Raw genomic sequence first — 14,713 nt, forward strand, 5'->3', positions numbered from 1 at the left:
GAGGCCGGGGTACTGCTGAAAGGCGGTTTCCTCGCGCGGGCCGTCCGGGCAGGGCTGCCCCTCGACGTCCCGGTAGGCCATCTCCTCGTCCTCCTCCCGGAGGACGACCTGGTATTCGGCGTCCACGGGGTCGGTGCCCGCAGGGCCGCAGTACGCGTAGTGGGTGAGATCTCCGCGGTTTCCGCCCGAGTGGGTGCCGAGGATGACGTCACCGCCGCCGCTGGGGCTGGTGGCCTCGACGACGGGGGTGTCGTTGCTGCCGGCCTGCTGGTCGGTGCTCTGGCCCTGCGCTGCGCCGATGACGACGACGCCGATCACTGCTGCGGCCAGCAGGCCGCCCGCGTTGCTGTCACCCATGAATCTGTCCTTCCTGTCGTTGGTGCTGGTCAGTAGCTCAGGGACGCTGCCCGGCCTTCCAGGCCCTCTTGCAGGCCGGGCAGGTGACGGTGGCGAAGAGCAGGATCTCCAGGGGCTCGAACCTCTGGCCGCAGAGAGCCTGGAAGTAGTCGCTTCCGAACCATGGGGCGACGTTGCGGCCGTGGTGGGTGTAGGCCATCAGGGGTTCTCTCCTTCGGGCTGGTCGATCTCCTCGGGCCGCCGGCTGGTCCGGTCGGTCCCCTCACCCCGCGATTCGGGTTCGCGGGGGTCGGGCACCTGGCGGATCAGGTGGCGGAGTGCTCCCCGTCCTCCTCCTGGCCTTCGGTGCGCTTGCGAGCGCGGTTGATCCGGTAGGCGATGTTGGTCCGGGTGGGACCGCCCGGACCGGAGTCGATGAGGCCGAGCGCCTTGGTCATCTCCCGCAGGCTCACCGACTCGGACGCCTCCAGGAGGGTCTGGTCGAGCAGTCGTCGGGTGGTGGTCTCGATGCGCCACAGCGCCCCGGCCCCATCGATGGGGCGGCCGTCGCGGACGGCCCGCTGGTAGGCCCCGCAGCTGGCGACGATCTGAGCGAAGTCGCTGCCGTCGTCGGGCTGGTCAACTCGGGTCACTGGTTGGTGTTCCTCTCTGTCGTGCTGATGGGTTCTACCTTGCCTGACTGTCCAAATTTTTGGACAGATCCAAACGGGTGAACTGTCCAAAAATTTGGACGGTTGAGCGCGGGGGAGGCCCCGCCCTCCTTCAACGCCCCTCAGCTGGCCACAGAATCCCCAGAGGGGGAGGGGTCGCTAAGTCCGAACCGGTCATCGTGGCAGCGCAGAAGGCGAATCAGAGGTGTGTCCGGGGGTGTGTCTGTGGCCTGTCCGGACACACCCCCGGACACACCCTGGACAGGCCCCGCGGCACACCCCTCACAGCGCGCTCAGAACGCGAGCTCCGCCGTGCGAGGAGGCAGACGCGGGGGCGCTCGGGAGAGCGAGTCAGTGATCAGGCAGCAGCGGTGAGGCCACCCCCGATCTTCACCAGGTCCGAGCGGCGGAACACGGTGACCTTGCCGTCGCCGAGGTCCTTACGGGTGCGCTCGACGCCCGCAGCGGTCAGCTGCCGGCCGACCTCAGTTCGCGTCGCCTGGTCCGCGGTCAGGCCCAGCTCACCCTCGACGACCTCGACGTAGAGGGCGTTGGCGGTGATCCACTCGGCGTCGTCGCCGGCGTAGACCTCGGCAGCCGCGGCCAGCACCTGACGAGTCGTGTCGCTGATCTCCGGCATCTCGGTGCCGTCCTGCTCGCCGTCGACGACCTGCAGGACCGGACCAGGCTGCTGGTCGGCTTCGTCGGACGCGGCCTTCGGCAGGGTGCCCAGCTCGATCCGAGCCCGCCGCCCCCGCTCGCATAGCTCCGCGAAGAGCGCCTTCGACACGTTGTAGGACTTGGCGAGGACGTAGCGGTCGTCATGGGTCGTCGCGCCCGCCAGGTAGCCCGCGCCGCGCTGCTTGCGGTCGATCAGCGTGGACGCGTCCGCGCCACCGTCCGCAGCACCGTCGCCGAGGACGACGTCGGAGATCTTGGTCTTCGAAACGTGCAGGCAGAAGCGGTTTCCCAGCTGATCCCAGGTGGAGCCCTTGAGGATGTTGCCGTCCGGCTTCTGCGTGGCCAGCGACAGCAGCACACCCACCGCCGCGCCGCGACGCGAGATGTCGTCGATCAGGTTGAGGATTTCCAGGTAGATCGAGTCTTTGTCACGGTCCCCGGCCTGCGGGTCGCCGGTCGCGCGCTGCACCTCATCGATCACGATCACCCACGGGCCGCAGGAAAGCTGCAGGTCACGGGCCATCGAGTGGTTGATCTGACCAGCCGCACCGTGCCGCTGGCCTTCCGGCCCGCGCAGCAATCCGGCGCGGCGCGAGATCTCGCCCTGCGCATCGAGCAGCATGTCGCGGGTAGCTACCAGCGCCTCGTCGAAACGGTCGTCATCAGCCTCGATGAAGTGCCGCGCGACCCGCTGCACCGCCGACCAGTCGCCGCCCGGCTTGAAGTCCGCCAGCGAGATCGTGACGTGCGGGTCCAGCACCGCAGCGGCGATCTTCACCCGCTCCGAGAAGGTCTTGCCGTTGCGGGTGCGGCCAGCGCCGAAACCGTGCGAGCTGGTGAGGTCGACACGAACCTCCCGGTCGAACAGGTCCCGGCCGAACGGGACACCGTCGAAGATGTCGAAGGTCGCAGCCGTGGCCAGCGGGTATTCCGCGCCGTCGCCGGACAGCGGCAGCCGCTCATAGACCCGCAGCGTCAGCTCACGGTCGGTGTCGCCATCCAGCAGAAGCACCCGGTGAGTGTCCGAGTCCAGCGCACCGGCCAACTCAGCGTGCCGGGCGCGGGCCTTTCCGCTGGTCACCCCCTTGGGCAGGCGCAGCGTCGCGGTCCAGCAACCGTCGCCTGGCACGATCCCCGCGCCGATCAGCTCCACGTGCTGGCCTGTGGCGTTCGCCGTCCCGGACTTGATGATGTTCGCGGCGCGGAACGCGGCGGTGAGGTGGTCGGCCGGAACGTCGGGCATGAGGTCGGCGTTGCCGTCCGCGCTCATCAGCTCGACGAGCTTGGACTGCCGGTCCTGGTGCTCGCGGGTGGCCTGCCAGGCGACCAGCCCGGCCAGGCCCCCGGCGAGGGTCAGCGCGCCGGGCGTGCCGGAGGCGAACTCGGTCACGGCCGTGCTGACGTTGCCCAGCAAAGCGTCGAAGAACCCACCAACGGCCCCGTTGGCGCCATCAACCAGCGGCGACAGCACCGGGGTGTTCGGGTAGGCGACGTTGGCCACCTCAGCGCCGATCGGAACGACGGTCTCCCAGCGAGGCCGCACGGCCTCCTTTACCGACGTGCCGCGGCGGCCGTGCTTGGTGACGTGGGCCTTGCGCACGAAGAACGCCTTGGTGATCTTGCGGCGACGCTCGCGGCGCTCCCGCAGCTCGGTCTCGTAGACGTTGCGCTGAGCAGGCAGGATGTCGCCCCGGTGGTGGTTTCCCTCGCGCAGGTGCGCCAGCTTTACCCGGTTGAGCACCGCATCGGCCATCGCCGAGGGGATCCGCTTGGTGCCGGCCGCGACCAGCGACCGGCCGTAGGCGTAGCGGCCGCCGGCCTGCTGGACGGTCAGCGGACGGTACGAGCGCACCATCGGCGCGGCCGGCCGCGGCGCCTGCGTCCTCGGCGTCACCGCCGTGCTGTCCTCGACGATCTCGGCGTCAATGACCTGACCCCGGGCGGGCTCGGACGTTGCCCACGGGCCCTGCACCACATCGCCCATCTCGTTGTTGTCCTGCGACTGCGACATCATCAGCGGTGATCCCTTCCGGGGTCGGAGGCCGGGCGGTTGTGTTGGCGCACTGGGCGCCCGGCCTCACCTGGTTGTCCTGGTCGACTGACTCGCCCATCGAGGACACGACACCGGGTTCGTGTCCTCTCCTGGGTGTTCTCAGTCCTCGTCGTCCTCGCCGCGCTTGCGGCGCTCGTCCAGCTCGACCTCATCGGCGCATTCCCAGAGGTCCATCTGGTTGGCGCATTGCCACTGGCCCTCGCAGCGCCAGGCGCCCTTAGCGATCGCCTTCGGTCCTCGACTCACACCGCGTTTGACCTGGTGCTTGCGGCCAGCAACGCGGGATTCGACCGCTTCGAGGGCTTTGCCGTGCTCCTGGGGGGCGTTCATGCCGCGCTCACCTCCCGCAGCGGCCGGTACCCGGCCAGCGCCTGACGCAGGTAGGGCTTCTTGCTGGCATCGCCGCCGAGGTGGCGCAGGATCTCGCTGCCCGAGGGATCGACCGGCACGGTGCCGGCGTTGATCAGCTCGACGGCCCGGTCGAAGTCGCTGTGCCACTTGGTCGGCACGCTCGACCGGCGTTCAACCAGCGACAACGGGGCGCCCACGGTCGCGGCCGGGGCGGCCACCTGGCGGCGCTTGGCGTTAGTGGCGGCGGTGATCTCGCCGAGGATCAAGGCCATGAACGGCACACCGAACACCCCGGTAGCCACCAGCACCGGCCCCAGCGTGTGGATCACCAGCACCATCACGTCCGGGCCCAGCTCACCGAACCGCCGCCCGATCGCATCAGCGATCAGCGCGCCCAGGCTCGGGCCCGCGTTGAGCACCGCGATCAGCACGAACAGCAGCAACTCGATCCGGTTGAGCGCCTCACGGGCGCGCTCCGGGATAGCCACCCCGCGAGCGCTGGCCAGGATGCGGGCGCCCAGTGTCGCGAACAGCACCAGCCCAAGCGCCGGGTCGGCGCCGTAGGCGGCGAGAAAGGCCAGCGTGCCCGGCTGCCAGCCCATGAACGTGGCGATGGTCTGCTGCGCGGTCGAGGCCGAGATCCCCACGCCCAGCGCGATGCCGGTCGCGGCCATCAGCAGCAGCCAGAACCGGGCCCGGCGGTTGGAGTAGGCCTCGGCGCGCGGGTCCTCGGCGAGGTCTTCGAGCTCGGCGGCCTTGTCTACCGCGCTCTGCTTGCGGATGACCTTCGGGTCGGCGATCTCGGAGACCCGCTCGGCCTCGGCGCTGCCCTGCCGCAACCGGCGCACCGCGCGGGTTTCCCCGGCGTCGAGCCGCTCGCGGCGCTGCTGCGCCCACTTCGGACGCAACGGGGCGTTGGCCTCGGCCGCCTCCGGGGCGGGTTCGTCCTGGTTGATCGCCTCAACGGCCTTCCGCTCGACGGCGGGCTCGGCGACCTCGGTCTGGTCGTTCACAGCAGCCACCGGCAGGGTGTCCACCCGCCAGTTGGCCGGCATGTAGTCCTCGGGCACCTGCGCCTCCAGCGGAGTCGAGGGGGTGATGAAAAGGCGTCCGTTCACCGATCGGTAGGTCGTCATGCCGGCACCTCCACCAGGCGAGGAAGACGGGGAGCGGGCACGTGGTGCCCGGCGGAATCGGCCACCTGGATCACGACGTAGGCGGCCACCACCAGCGGCGCCACCACCAGCAGCACCGCGGTACGCACCAGCCCGTCCAGCACGGCCAGACCCAGCACCAAGGCAAAGGGCAGCACCGCGGTGAACATCGCCCGCACCAGCCAGCCCAGCAGCGACAGCAGCAGTTCCATCACGACCGCTCACCACCCTCGCGGCGGTGGCACGGCCGGTACTTCGACCAGGTCTCCAACGTCGCCCGGCCCTGGGCGGTCAGCGCTACTCGGTTGCCGACCAGCACCAGGTGATCGGAGGCCACCAGATCGGTGATGTGCTCCTGCTCCCGCTGGGTCACCGGACGGCCGTCGATCCAGGTCCGCACGACCTCCTCCAGCTCATCCAGCCCGTAGACCTGCATCGCGCCATCGGCAGCGGCCTGCAAGATCCGCTCCGGCGCCCACTCCGACCGCTCCGGGCCCCGCGAGGCGGCGACGGTCACACCGTCCACGCCCACGCTCTCCAGCCACACGATGTCCGCGATCGACAGCTCGCATCCCGCGCTCATGCCGCCACACCGCCGATCTCCTCGACCGGACGCAGCTCGGCCCGCACCCGCCGGCGGAACCGCCGCACCTGAAGCTCGTCGACGTGCCCGAGCTCAGCCAGCTGCACGTTCAGCTCCAGCAGCCGGTCCTGAACCAGCTCGAACAGACCCCCCTCGATCGCGGCGAGGTCCGCCACGTCCGGCTCCACGTCGGGAAGCTCCGACGCCAAGCCCTCGTAAAAGCCCTGGTGCTCCTGACCTGCAACAATGGTGTTCATCGGGACTGGTCTCCTCTCGGTTGGCTGGTCCCGTAGGCCCGGATTGGGAGGTGATGGCTCCCGTCCGGGCCGTTCTTTTTCTCGACCGCCGCACTCGGTGCGTTACGCACAGACTGGCACATGCACTTTCAGTGCGCAACACCACCTAAGCTTGCATGCGTAACGCAAGGATGGGATCGTGTAACGCATGGGAAAGAAGGAGCAGCTGGCAGAGCACTTCAGGGCTCTGATCAGGGACGGGAAGCTCAAGCCCGGCGACCGTCTTCCGGCCACACGAGCTATCGCCGAAGAGCACGGGGTTTCCGAACCGACCGCCCGCGCTGCGCTCGCATGGCTGCGCGCCGCAGGGCAAATTCGGACTTCCCAGCGTGGGTCGTTCGTCGCGGAGGACCTTGGCGGATCTTCTTCTGCCCAGGACCGGCTGCGACGCGCGATCAGGACCGGAACGACCAACGCCGAGACCGAAAATCAGCAGGTCACGGCGGCAGAGCTCATTGTTCCGCCGTCGTACATCAGCGGGATTTACGACCTCGAAGAGGGTGACCAGGTGGTTCGGCGCGAGTACGTAATCCGCGGCCTCGACGGCGTGGTTCAGGCACTCCATGTCGACTGGTATCCCGCAACGTTCGCGATCCAGGTTCCTGCGCTGCTCAGCATGGGGGAGCGCACCGGCGGCGAGCTTCTGGCGGCGATCGAGAAGGCAACCGGGCGAACCGTCAACCACGGGCGCGATGCCGTGCGAGGGCGATCCGCTGACGAACGCGAAGCGCGTTTGATGGAGGTCGAGGTTGGATCGTCGCTACTCGCCGGCGCACACGCCTGGTCCGACGACGCAGGTCTGCTGGTCTACGGAGAGTGGTGTCTGCGCGCTGATGTCGAAGTCGGCTATGAGTACCAGATCCAGCGGTGACTTAGAGCGCCGACCTGCGGAATTGATCCCCTCGACTATTACGGTGAGCTAATGCTGAAGGAAGACCAGATCGATCCGCTCACGCGCGAACTGATCGATACCGCCCTGAAGCGGCGGCTGACGCCGCTGTGCTGGCACCTCGACCGCGACGCAGTGACCGGCTACGTCACCGTTTCTCGCTCGCATGAAGCAGAGCAGATCCGGGCCGCCTGGGCCGAAGCGCTGGGGTTCGAGAGCGACCAAAACGGCGGCTACATCGGCGTGATCGACTCGGACTTGGTCGGAACGCTCACCGTTCGTCTGCCTGACGCGGTCGACCCCGACGAGCGATGCCAGGTGTGCAACCGCCCCTTTGATCCGCGGGACCCACGCCCCGACGGACTCAAGCGCTACCAGGACGGCGACATCTGCCGCTCCTGCGTTGCAGTCCGACACGCCCGCGAAGCGGCCCCCGAGGACGCTCGCAGTGCGTAAGACTGCCCCCTAGACATAACTCAGCCCCCGCCGGCTGCCACCGGCGAGGGCTGCGAGTTAAAGCGCAGAGACCCATCCGCCAAGAAAAGTCATGTGCGCTGGTCGAAGCGTACGACACGATTCGTTCGGACGCTATTGACCGGGCGCGTGTTGGAGAGGAACAACACGTGGACCACGTCACCGACGTCACTCCGCACGAGCTACAGCACGCCGCGGTACCCAACGACACCGTCGATGCCCTCACCAGCAAGAACCTGCTCTCCCTCGCGGTGCTGACGAACTTCATCCGGCACTCCGAGAGCTACGGACAGACGTTGACCAAGCTGGTCAAGCAAGCCGGGACCCAGGGCGAGCGCACCATCTCCGCCGCCTACAACGTGCTGATCAACGATGGCTACCTGTGCCGTGTTGAGTTCGGCTACGAGCGACCGGCGGGCGACACCGGGCGGTCCGGCAGGCGAGCTACACGCCAGTTTGTCTCGCGCGTGCCCATGACCGCCGAGACCTTCGAAAGGATCGTGCAGCAGTACCGGCCCGGCCGGTACGTGCTTACGCCGATCGGCACCGGCGAGACCGATGACAACGGCCGTGAGGTGTACGAGATGCGCCGGGTGAAGATCCTCTCCGCCGAGGTCTACTGCCACCGAGGCGCGCTGCGTATCGACCGTGAGGGCCTGCTCAGTGAGCACGCGAAGCGGCGCGGCGGAGGCGCGAAGAAGTCCCGGGCGAGCAAGGCCGAGTCAGCGCCGGCCGATCTCGCCGACTCACCGGAACCTGCAAATGCGGGTTCCGGTGAGTCCAGCACCGATGAGGTGTTTTCGCAGGTCGCACCGGAACCCGCATTTCCGGAGTCCGGTAACGCGGGTTCCATTAAAAAGAAGAACCAAGAACACGAAGAAGACGAAGGGGCTGCCGCCCTCGCTGACGCTCGGTTGGCGCCGGGGCAAACCCCGGCTCCGCCGGGGTTCACCCCGGAGGAAGCTGAGGCTGAGGCTCCCGAGGTGAAGACTACGGACTCCTTTTCTGCAGGTGACCACCTGAACGGGCGCGAGGAAACCGCGGCGTCGACGATGACACGCACTCAAGCGCAAAAGGCCATTCGGGAAGCTCTCCGGAAGGCCGCATAGGACGCGCTGAGATGGCCTGTGAGGCGGCTGGGGCGTCCAGGCGGACAGATCCACATCGTGACGATCTCAGGCCGTCTCAGGCCGTCTCAGAGCTTGGATGACGACCTTGGAGCCGTGAGCGCTTTCTCGGATCCATCGTTTCAGTATCGAGTGAAACTAAATCCGCGGGCCAGGGCTCGACCCTCCGTGATCATTTCTGGGTGCTCGCGAGCGAGCGAGTTGAGCGTCCGGAGGGTTGATTTCAGTTCGCACTGAAGCGCTGGAGGGCAAAGAACCATTGCAAGGTCTGTTGACGCGGCCGACCGCCCGTAGGCCTCCAGCTGAGCCCTTGTCCGGACCGCGTGCCGCCGATGCCGGACCACCGGTCGGACGTGACCGGACAGGCCGGACCCGGGAGCCGCCAGACTTCCGGAGTCTGTCACTACCGAACTCTGCGAGTCCCCCGACAGACACGCTGCTGCGGGATCGGTGCTGGTCACAGTCCTGGTTTCCTGACAGACTTCCGGAGTCTGTGACTTACAGAGTCCGAAACTCTGGAGGAAGAACATGCCGCGCATCGCGATCGGCAACCACAAGGGCGGCTCCGGAAAGACCGCCGCGACGGTCAACCTCGCCGCCGCCCTGGCCGAAGCCGAGCACCGAGTGCTCGTAGTGGACCTGGACCCGCAGGCCAACGCCTCACGGCGTCTGGGTATCGGCTACGGCGACCCGGAGCTGACCACCTCGGAGGTGGTCAAGTCCGGTGAGGAGGGCGTCGCAGCGGACGCCATCATCACCTCGGGCTGGCCGGAGCCCTACAACGAGCGGGTCCACGTCATCCCGGCACGCTTCGACCTGGAGAACCGCATCAGCGAGGCCGCGGTCATCGGTGCGGCCGGCCGCTTGCGCCGCGCCCTGTCCGGCGCCGATGACGACTACGCGGCCACGCTGATCGACTGTCCGCCCTCGCTGGGCCACCTCACCCAGCTCTCGCTCGCGGCGGCCGACCGCGCGCTGGCGGTGGTCGAGCCCGAATACGACTCGGTCGAGGGCGCGGTGCGCTTCCGTGACTTCATCACCGCGCACGCCGCCGAGCTGGGCAGTCCCGGCCTGGCCATGCTCGGCTATGTCATCAGCCGGGTGCGGGCCAACGTGGGCGCACACGCTTTCCAGATCGAGGGATTTGGCGAGACCTTCGGTCAAGATCAGGTGTGGGAGCCACACATCACCGAGCGGGCCGTGATCAAGGACGCCGCCGATTCGGCTTCCCCACTGCGGGTCTACGGCACCTCGCCCGGCCGCGAGATGGCCAACGTCTACCAAGAGCTGGCCGCCCGCTTGATCAAGGAGGTGGGCGTGTGAACCCGCGTCCCCAGCGTCAGCGCCCCGGGAAAAGCTCGCCGGTCGGCCGCTCTCCCTTGAAGCCCGAACCCGAGCAGATCAAGGTCGGCAACCACGTCGCAGAGCCCGCACCTGCACAATCACAGACTCCGGAAGTCACAGAGTCTGCGAGTTCCGGAGTCCCGAAGTACCGGACTCTGGTGCGCAAGGAAGCCCGTGTGCGAGCCGATCAGGCTGACGCGCTGGCCCAGTTGACTCGGCGTCGCTCGCGTGATCGCACCGATCACACCGAGCGCATCACCGACAACACGCTCATCCGCGTCGCGGTCGACCTCCTGCTCGCCCACGCAGACCAGCTCCACGGCAACACCGAGGACGAACTCCGTGAGTCTGTCACTCATAGACTTACAGACTCCGGAAGTCTGTAAGAACCCTGCGTACACCGGGCGGCCAGCCCCAGATCGGGCCACCGTGGGCGGGTGCTGTACCCGCCCGTTGCGCTCGCCGTGGCCACCCGGGCTCGCGAGTTGCCCGTGGCCGCCGGCTGGGCCTACGAGCCCAAGCTCGACGGCTACCGGTGCTGCGCGCTCGGCGGCCGCGGGCTGCTGCAGTCCAGGCAGGGCTCTACTGCCATGACCAGCCGGTTCCCGGAGGTCCTCGCCGATCTCGCGGCGCTCGGCGACGTCGTCCTCGATGGCGAGCTGGTCGCCCTGCGAGCCGGGCGGCTGGTGTTCTCGGCGCTGCAGGCAGGGCCGAGACGGCGTGGACGCGGCGGCATTACCGCCGTGCTGGTGGCCTTCGACTGCCTCTCCCTCGGCGAGCGGGACCTGCGCGGCCAGTCCTACTCCGCGCGCCGGACGGTGCTCGAACGCGTGCTGGCCCGGTCGCGGCCGCACGTGCAGCTCATCGAGCAGACCACCGACCCACGCGCCGCGCGGGAGTGGATGAGCCCGGCGTGGGGTGCGGCCGGCGTGGAGGGAGTGGTGGCCAAGCCGGTGACTAGTCGCTATCTGCCCGGGCAGCGCAGCGGCTGGCTCAAGATCCGTCAGACCCATACCCGCGAGGTCGTGGTCTTGGGGGTGACCGAGGAGAACTCGCTCGTGCTCGGTGGTCCGGGGCGCACTGGGTGGCGAGTCGTCGGGCTGTCGCTGCCGCTGAGTCGCGAGCTGCGCACCGAGCTCGCCGAACGGCTCAGCCTCGACCCTGATCAGCCCGAGCCGGTCCGGCTCCCCGGTGTCGCGACCGGACTGCCCGGCGGACCGGAGGTCACCTACCAGCCAGTGCGGCCGGACACCGTGGTCGAGATCGAGGCCGATACCGCCACGGAGCACGGGCGGCAGCGCCACCGCAGCCGGGTGCGGCGCGTTCGCCCGGACCGAGCTCCCGCCGAGCTCAGATAGTGGCGGCGCGGCCCCCGCGCACCTGCAAAAAGTTGTGGATTTTGCACATCGTGGTCTCCTCCCAACCGACTCCGGCGAGGAACGCCCCTGTTCCTCCAAGCGTGATCCGGCCGCCCTCGGCCGGATCCGAGTCCGGCACGCCGCCCCGGCGTGCCAGAGCGAAAACCTTATGTTTTTGCACATCTTGCTCCGCTCTGGACGGGTGTTCCGCGGTCGAAAACCAGCCTGGTCGTCGGTCCGGCACGAGACGATCACCGGCATGGATCACGTGAACAAGCCCGAAGTCGCGAAGGCCGTCCCCGCGTCGCTGAGCTGGAGCGCCACCGGATACGAGGCCTTCTTCGAGGAAGGGCTGCCGTCCCGAGACATCGAGCGGTGGGACGCCGAGGGGCGACCGCTGGTGGTCAGCGAGGAGCACCGCGGCCTGGTGCGCGCTGAGGACCTGCCCGGGTTTACCGGCATCGACATCTGCCACCGCCCGATGGCGGTGGTGCCGGCCGCAGCAGGCACCACCACGGCCGAAGGGCGGCCGGTCCGTGCGTGGATGGTCGACGCCGACTCCTTCGCCTACCCGGTCACTGAAGACTTCTAGGCGCTAGACCGCTGGTCAGAGCTCCCGCAGGCCTCTAGCGGCCCCTCTAGACCTAGCGGGGCCGGGTTCTAGACCTAGGAGCAGCTGAAGGGGTCCTCGGCGATGGCTGAGGACCCCTTCAGCGTGTGTTGTCGATGGTCAGTTAGGCGCTAGCGCGCAGCTCAGACCCTGTTTCACCCGCTAGCGGACTCGCTAGGCCTAGCAGGTCAGGTCGCTAGGCCTAGCGACCGGCGACCTCGTTAGTCATGCGAACAACTCGGCTTTTCGGTCTGCATTTCGCCGCCGAGGGCGTCCTTTGCCAACTTCTGCGGCGCGTGCCAGTTAGACTCCCGCAATGATCGTCGGGCATTCCGCCGACACACCGGGTCGCCATGATGTGCGAACCGGTCGGAGGGCTATGCCAGAGTGATCAGCACGCCTCCTGGGCTCTTTCGCGGCGTCGTAATCCGGATACGACGTCACGTTGGAGTCACTCGACACCGAGAGGAGGTGGTGGTGGCTTGTTCAACATCAGGGTCTTCGTGATCCGCCAGGCCACCCCTCCGGCCAAGCCGGAGGACAAGAATCCGACCGAAAAGGCCGGAGGACAAAAGGGAAGGGCCCGACCACGTAAGTGGGTCGGGCGCCTTGGAAGGGTGATCGCGCTGCTGGTCTCTGGCGCCAACCTGATGGGCCAACTGCCGATCAACTTCTTCTGAGGTCTGGGCCTCGACCTTCGGGTCGGGGCCCGCCTTTTTTGTGTCGGCCACCGGAGAACCTGCACCATGTACAGTCACCAAACTCCGGTGTCCTGTTGCACGTTTCCGATGTCCTGTTGCACGTCTCCGGTGTGCTGTTGGTGAACCATACACAAGTGGCGAGCCACTTGTCGTCGGCGCGCGGAACATTGGTGCCAAAGTGTCATTGAAGTCATTGGCCCTGGTCACGCCGCCGCCTGTTGCCTGCCGGTTGTCCCGTACTTGCCTCCAGGTTGCCGCGGAAAGCATCCGTGGTGATTCACCACGGACTCACCATCGCTCACCAGCGATTCACCATTACCCCGAGCTGGTTCACCATCGCCGGAGCTTGTCGATCAGGACATGAGGTCGTCGGCGGACCTACGAAGTGCGGCGGTCGGTGTGGGCTTCGATTTGGCTGGCCAGATCGGCGGCCGCGCGGCGGATCGCGTCGTCGCCGGTGGCCTGCCAACCCAGGGCGCCAAGATCGCGCACCGCTTCGGACAGCACGCACAGGATCGCCGCGCCCGTGGTCGTGTCCACCTCGACCACGCGACCGGCGCCGAGCACCAGGTTCCGGGTCGCCGTGCGCACAGCCTTCGCCGCGCCGAGCGGGTCGCCGACGCCCGCGACCGGGGCGGGGTTCAACGGCCCGACCGGTTGACCAGGTTGGCCATAGCTGCCGTGCAGGTCGGGGGCACCGACCGCACGGGGTCGCGGGGGCTCATGCTTCCAGCAGAACCCGGTGCTGCCCGCCTGCATCGTGCAGGTACTCCCGCCCGCCGGCACCGCGCCGCAGTGCCGGTCGGGGTTGTGGATGTGGCACAACCCGGAGTCGTCCTCGGTGCCGATCATGCAGGAGCGGCCCGAGCGCGTGCGCGCGCTGCAGGATGCTGAGGTCATCGCTCCAGCTTGCCCGCCCCGCCGTGCCCGGGAGGTAGCAACACCGCCAGTCAGCGCGGGAACGGCACGAACGGGGAGGCCTGGCGCTGGCCTTCCGCGCGGCTGGTTTCGGGACCAGCAACCGCACATAACCGGGATTATGCGCGGTGCAGAACCGGGCATTTGGGGCGCGTGTGGCGGCTACTCGGCGGCCTTCGGGAGCGGGCGCACACCGACCTTGCCGTTGTTGTCCTGGATCACCACGCCGCAGGGATCGGCGGCCAGCGCAGCCAGCAACGCCTGGACGGCCTCATCGGCGGCTTCCCGGCTGCGGAACTTCCACAGGTCAACCGAGCCGAACTCGGCTCCGGGATAGCTGGCACGCACGGTCGAGGTCTCGATCTCCTTGCCGTAGGAGTACGAGCTTCCCGTGCTCACCCGGACCTCGGTGATCTCGCTTCCCCGGATGAAGGTCTCCCCGTACGACTTCGCCGCGTACAGAACCCACACGTTGGACGCCATGATCAGCACGCTATCGGCGTGGGCAGACAATGCGGGCGTGGACGGGCCCGGGGCAGCTCGGCAACTCGGCCTGTCCGCCCTTCGGTACCTCGGCAGGTGACGACGACAGGGTGCCCGTGATCACCGACAAGACCACGGAGAACGCCCTACATGCTGCGCTTCTTCTCGATGTGCATGGGTCTGGGACCTCCTCGGTAGGGTCCGGGGTGAGGACCAGGCAGGTACGAGCTGCCTGGTCCTCGTTCACTTCCGGCGGTTCTTCTTGCTGAGCTTCACGTAGCCGCGGCCGGGGGTGTCGATCGTCCAGCCGGAGCGGTTGTTCCAGGTGATCGGGCCGAGCTCGAATCCCCAGGAGGTGAGGCGGTGCTTGTTCCCGTTGAGCTTCAGCGGGCCGATCTTGCGGGTCCAGGGCATGTGCGCCCGTGCGCGGTAGGCCATGATCAGATCTCCCCTCGGATCAGTGGCGGGCACTCAGCGGCCAGCTGCCGCGCCGCCTCAAGCTCGGTCGTCTCCCACGCGCCGCACGGCTTGGTGCGGTCGCCCCCGGCGTACGGCAACGGGTCGTGGAGGCCTTCCTCCAGCTCCTCGTAGAGGCCGGGGTACTGCTGAAAGGCGGTTTCCTCGCGCGGGCCGTCCGGGCAGGGCTGCCCCTCGACGTCCCGGTAGGCCATCTCCTCGTCCTCC

21 protein-coding genes are annotated in these 14,713 nt (G+C 68.0%); 7 read left to right on the forward strand and 14 right to left on the reverse strand.

Annotated features, from left to right (window positions below):
- From EIL87_RS19725 to EIL87_RS19760, 9 genes are all read right to left on the reverse strand, one after another.
- Positions 1–357 (reverse strand): hypothetical protein (locus EIL87_RS19725; RefSeq protein WP_148101520.1); only part of this gene is annotated, 357 nt, incomplete at its 3' end.
- 37 nt (positions 358–394) lie between these two features.
- A complete protein-coding gene (locus EIL87_RS26880) occupies positions 395–556 on the reverse strand; it encodes a hypothetical protein (protein ID WP_158628671.1) in 162 nt (53 codons plus the stop codon).
- 106 nt (positions 557–662) lie between these two features.
- On the reverse strand, positions 663–989 hold the full coding sequence (locus EIL87_RS19730; protein ID WP_125092070.1) for a hypothetical protein: 327 nt from the start codon (positions 987–989) through the stop codon (positions 663–665).
- 376 nt (positions 990–1,365) lie between these two features.
- Entirely contained in the window at positions 1,366–3,702 is a 2,337-nt protein-coding gene (locus EIL87_RS19735; protein WP_125092071.1) for a hypothetical protein, read from the reverse strand.
- Positions 3,703–3,840: 138 nt separating this feature from the next.
- Entirely contained in the window at positions 3,841–4,071 is a 231-nt protein-coding gene (locus EIL87_RS19740) for a hypothetical protein (RefSeq protein WP_125092072.1), read from the reverse strand.
- Positions 4,068–5,228 carry a hypothetical protein gene (locus tag EIL87_RS19745; protein WP_125092073.1) on the reverse strand — a complete coding sequence of 387 codons (1,161 nt, stop codon included), beginning with the start codon at positions 5,226–5,228 and terminating at the stop codon, positions 4,068–4,070. Before EIL87_RS19745 ends, EIL87_RS19740 begins: the two co-directional genes overlap by 4 nt.
- On the reverse strand, positions 5,225–5,461 hold the full coding sequence (locus EIL87_RS19750) for a hypothetical protein (protein WP_125092074.1): 237 nt from the start codon (positions 5,459–5,461) through the stop codon (positions 5,225–5,227). The genes EIL87_RS19745 and EIL87_RS19750 overlap by 4 nt, the downstream gene beginning before the upstream one ends.
- Positions 5,458–5,829, reverse strand: a complete 372-nt coding sequence (locus EIL87_RS19755) for a hypothetical protein (protein WP_125092075.1) — start codon at positions 5,827–5,829, stop codon at positions 5,458–5,460. The genes EIL87_RS19750 and EIL87_RS19755 overlap by 4 nt, the downstream gene beginning before the upstream one ends.
- Positions 5,826–6,086: a hypothetical protein gene (locus tag EIL87_RS19760; protein ID WP_125092076.1), complete on the reverse strand. Its 261-nt coding sequence runs from the start codon at positions 6,084–6,086 to the stop codon at positions 5,826–5,828. The genes EIL87_RS19755 and EIL87_RS19760 overlap by 4 nt, the downstream gene beginning before the upstream one ends.
- A 187-nt stretch (positions 6,087–6,273) precedes the next feature.
- On the opposite strand from EIL87_RS19760, the gene EIL87_RS19765 reads away from it, so the two are divergent.
- The 4 genes from EIL87_RS19765 to EIL87_RS19780 all read left to right on the forward strand — a co-directional run bounded on the left by EIL87_RS19765 (position 6,274) and on the right by EIL87_RS19780 (position 9,938).
- A complete protein-coding gene (locus EIL87_RS19765; RefSeq protein ID WP_125092077.1) occupies positions 6,274–6,996 on the forward strand; it encodes a GntR family transcriptional regulator in 723 nt (240 codons plus the stop codon).
- A gap of 51 nt (positions 6,997–7,047) precedes the next feature.
- Positions 7,048–7,470 carry a hypothetical protein gene (locus tag EIL87_RS19770; RefSeq protein ID WP_125092078.1) on the forward strand — a complete coding sequence of 141 codons (423 nt, stop codon included), beginning with the start codon at positions 7,048–7,050 and terminating at the stop codon, positions 7,468–7,470.
- Between the two features lie 167 nt (positions 7,471–7,637).
- Positions 7,638–8,597 (forward strand): hypothetical protein, encoded by a 960-nt coding sequence (locus EIL87_RS19775; RefSeq protein WP_125092079.1) that lies wholly within the window; start codon positions 7,638–7,640, stop codon positions 8,595–8,597.
- A gap of 546 nt (positions 8,598–9,143) precedes the next feature.
- Positions 9,144–9,938 carry a ParA family protein gene (locus EIL87_RS19780; RefSeq protein WP_125092080.1) on the forward strand — a complete coding sequence of 265 codons (795 nt, stop codon included), beginning with the start codon at positions 9,144–9,146 and terminating at the stop codon, positions 9,936–9,938.
- A 119-nt stretch (positions 9,939–10,057) separates the two neighbouring features.
- Here EIL87_RS19780 and EIL87_RS26885 read toward each other — a convergent pair whose 3' ends face one another.
- Positions 10,058–10,318, reverse strand: coding sequence for a hypothetical protein (locus EIL87_RS26885; protein WP_158628672.1), 261 nt, complete (start codon positions 10,316–10,318; stop codon positions 10,058–10,060).
- A gap of 78 nt (positions 10,319–10,396) precedes the next feature.
- On the opposite strand from EIL87_RS26885, the gene EIL87_RS19790 reads away from it, so the two are divergent.
- The 3 genes from EIL87_RS19790 (at position 10,397) to EIL87_RS19800 (ending at position 12,607) form a co-directional block, all read left to right on the forward strand.
- Positions 10,397–11,317, forward strand: a complete 921-nt coding sequence (locus EIL87_RS19790) for an ATP-dependent DNA ligase (protein ID WP_125092082.1) — start codon at positions 10,397–10,399, stop codon at positions 11,315–11,317.
- Between the two features lie 259 nt (positions 11,318–11,576).
- Complete coding sequence (locus EIL87_RS19795; protein WP_125092083.1) at positions 11,577–11,909, forward strand: hypothetical protein; 333 nt, start codon at positions 11,577–11,579, stop codon at positions 11,907–11,909.
- Between the two features lie 500 nt (positions 11,910–12,409).
- Positions 12,410–12,607 (forward strand): hypothetical protein, encoded by a 198-nt coding sequence (locus EIL87_RS19800; RefSeq protein WP_125092084.1) that lies wholly within the window; start codon positions 12,410–12,412, stop codon positions 12,605–12,607.
- Between the two features lie 399 nt (positions 12,608–13,006).
- Here EIL87_RS19800 and EIL87_RS19805 read toward each other — a convergent pair whose 3' ends face one another.
- From EIL87_RS19805 to EIL87_RS19820, 4 genes are all read right to left on the reverse strand, one after another.
- Positions 13,007–13,528 carry a hypothetical protein gene (locus EIL87_RS19805; RefSeq protein ID WP_125092085.1) on the reverse strand — a complete coding sequence of 174 codons (522 nt, stop codon included), beginning with the start codon at positions 13,526–13,528 and terminating at the stop codon, positions 13,007–13,009.
- A gap of 180 nt (positions 13,529–13,708) precedes the next feature.
- Positions 13,709–14,029, reverse strand: a complete 321-nt coding sequence (locus EIL87_RS19810; RefSeq protein ID WP_125092086.1) for a hypothetical protein — start codon at positions 14,027–14,029, stop codon at positions 13,709–13,711.
- Positions 14,030–14,272: 243 nt separating this feature from the next.
- Entirely contained in the window at positions 14,273–14,467 is a 195-nt protein-coding gene (locus EIL87_RS19815; RefSeq protein ID WP_125092087.1) for a hypothetical protein, read from the reverse strand.
- Between the two features lie 2 nt (positions 14,468–14,469).
- Positions 14,470–14,713, reverse strand: a 244-nt coding sequence (locus tag EIL87_RS19820; RefSeq protein ID WP_233576397.1) for a hypothetical protein, incomplete at its 5' end; no start/stop codon positions are given.

It is taken from the genome of Saccharopolyspora rhizosphaerae, from assembly GCF_003931915.1.
Classification (GTDB): Bacteria; Actinomycetota; Actinomycetes; order Mycobacteriales; family Pseudonocardiaceae; genus Saccharopolyspora; species Saccharopolyspora rhizosphaerae.

Coding starts and splice junctions, on each gene's coding strand:
- EIL87_RS26880 (WP_158628671.1), bottom strand. CDS start 556: ATGGCCTACACCCACCACGGCCGCAACGTCGCCCCATGGTTCGGAAGC.
- EIL87_RS19735 (WP_125092071.1), bottom strand. CDS start 3,702: ATGATGTCGCAGTCGCAGGACAACAACGAGATGGGCGATGTGGTGCAG.
- EIL87_RS19740 (WP_125092072.1), bottom strand. CDS start 4,071: ATGAACGCCCCCCAGGAGCACGGCAAAGCCCTCGAAGCGGTCGAATCC.
- EIL87_RS19745 (WP_125092073.1), bottom strand. CDS start 5,228: ATGACGACCTACCGATCGGTGAACGGACGCCTTTTCATCACCCCCTCG.
- EIL87_RS19755 (WP_125092075.1), bottom strand. CDS start 5,829: ATGAGCGCGGGATGCGAGCTGTCGATCGCGGACATCGTGTGGCTGGAG.
- EIL87_RS19760 (WP_125092076.1), bottom strand. CDS start 6,086: ATGAACACCATTGTTGCAGGTCAGGAGCACCAGGGCTTTTACGAGGGC.
- EIL87_RS19765 (WP_125092077.1), top strand. CDS start 6,274: ATGGGAAAGAAGGAGCAGCTGGCAGAGCACTTCAGGGCTCTGATCAGG.
- EIL87_RS19770 (WP_125092078.1), top strand. CDS start 7,048: ATGCTGAAGGAAGACCAGATCGATCCGCTCACGCGCGAACTGATCGAT.
- EIL87_RS19780 (WP_125092080.1), top strand. CDS start 9,144: ATGCCGCGCATCGCGATCGGCAACCACAAGGGCGGCTCCGGAAAGACC.
- EIL87_RS26885 (WP_158628672.1), bottom strand. CDS start 10,318: ATGAGTGACAGACTCACGGAGTTCGTCCTCGGTGTTGCCGTGGAGCTG.
- EIL87_RS19795 (WP_125092083.1), top strand. CDS start 11,577: ATGGATCACGTGAACAAGCCCGAAGTCGCGAAGGCCGTCCCCGCGTCG.
- EIL87_RS19805 (WP_125092085.1), bottom strand. CDS start 13,528: ATGACCTCAGCATCCTGCAGCGCGCGCACGCGCTCGGGCCGCTCCTGC.
- EIL87_RS19810 (WP_125092086.1), bottom strand. CDS start 14,029: ATGGCGTCCAACGTGTGGGTTCTGTACGCGGCGAAGTCGTACGGGGAG.
- EIL87_RS19815 (WP_125092087.1), bottom strand. CDS start 14,467: ATGGCCTACCGCGCACGGGCGCACATGCCCTGGACCCGCAAGATCGGC.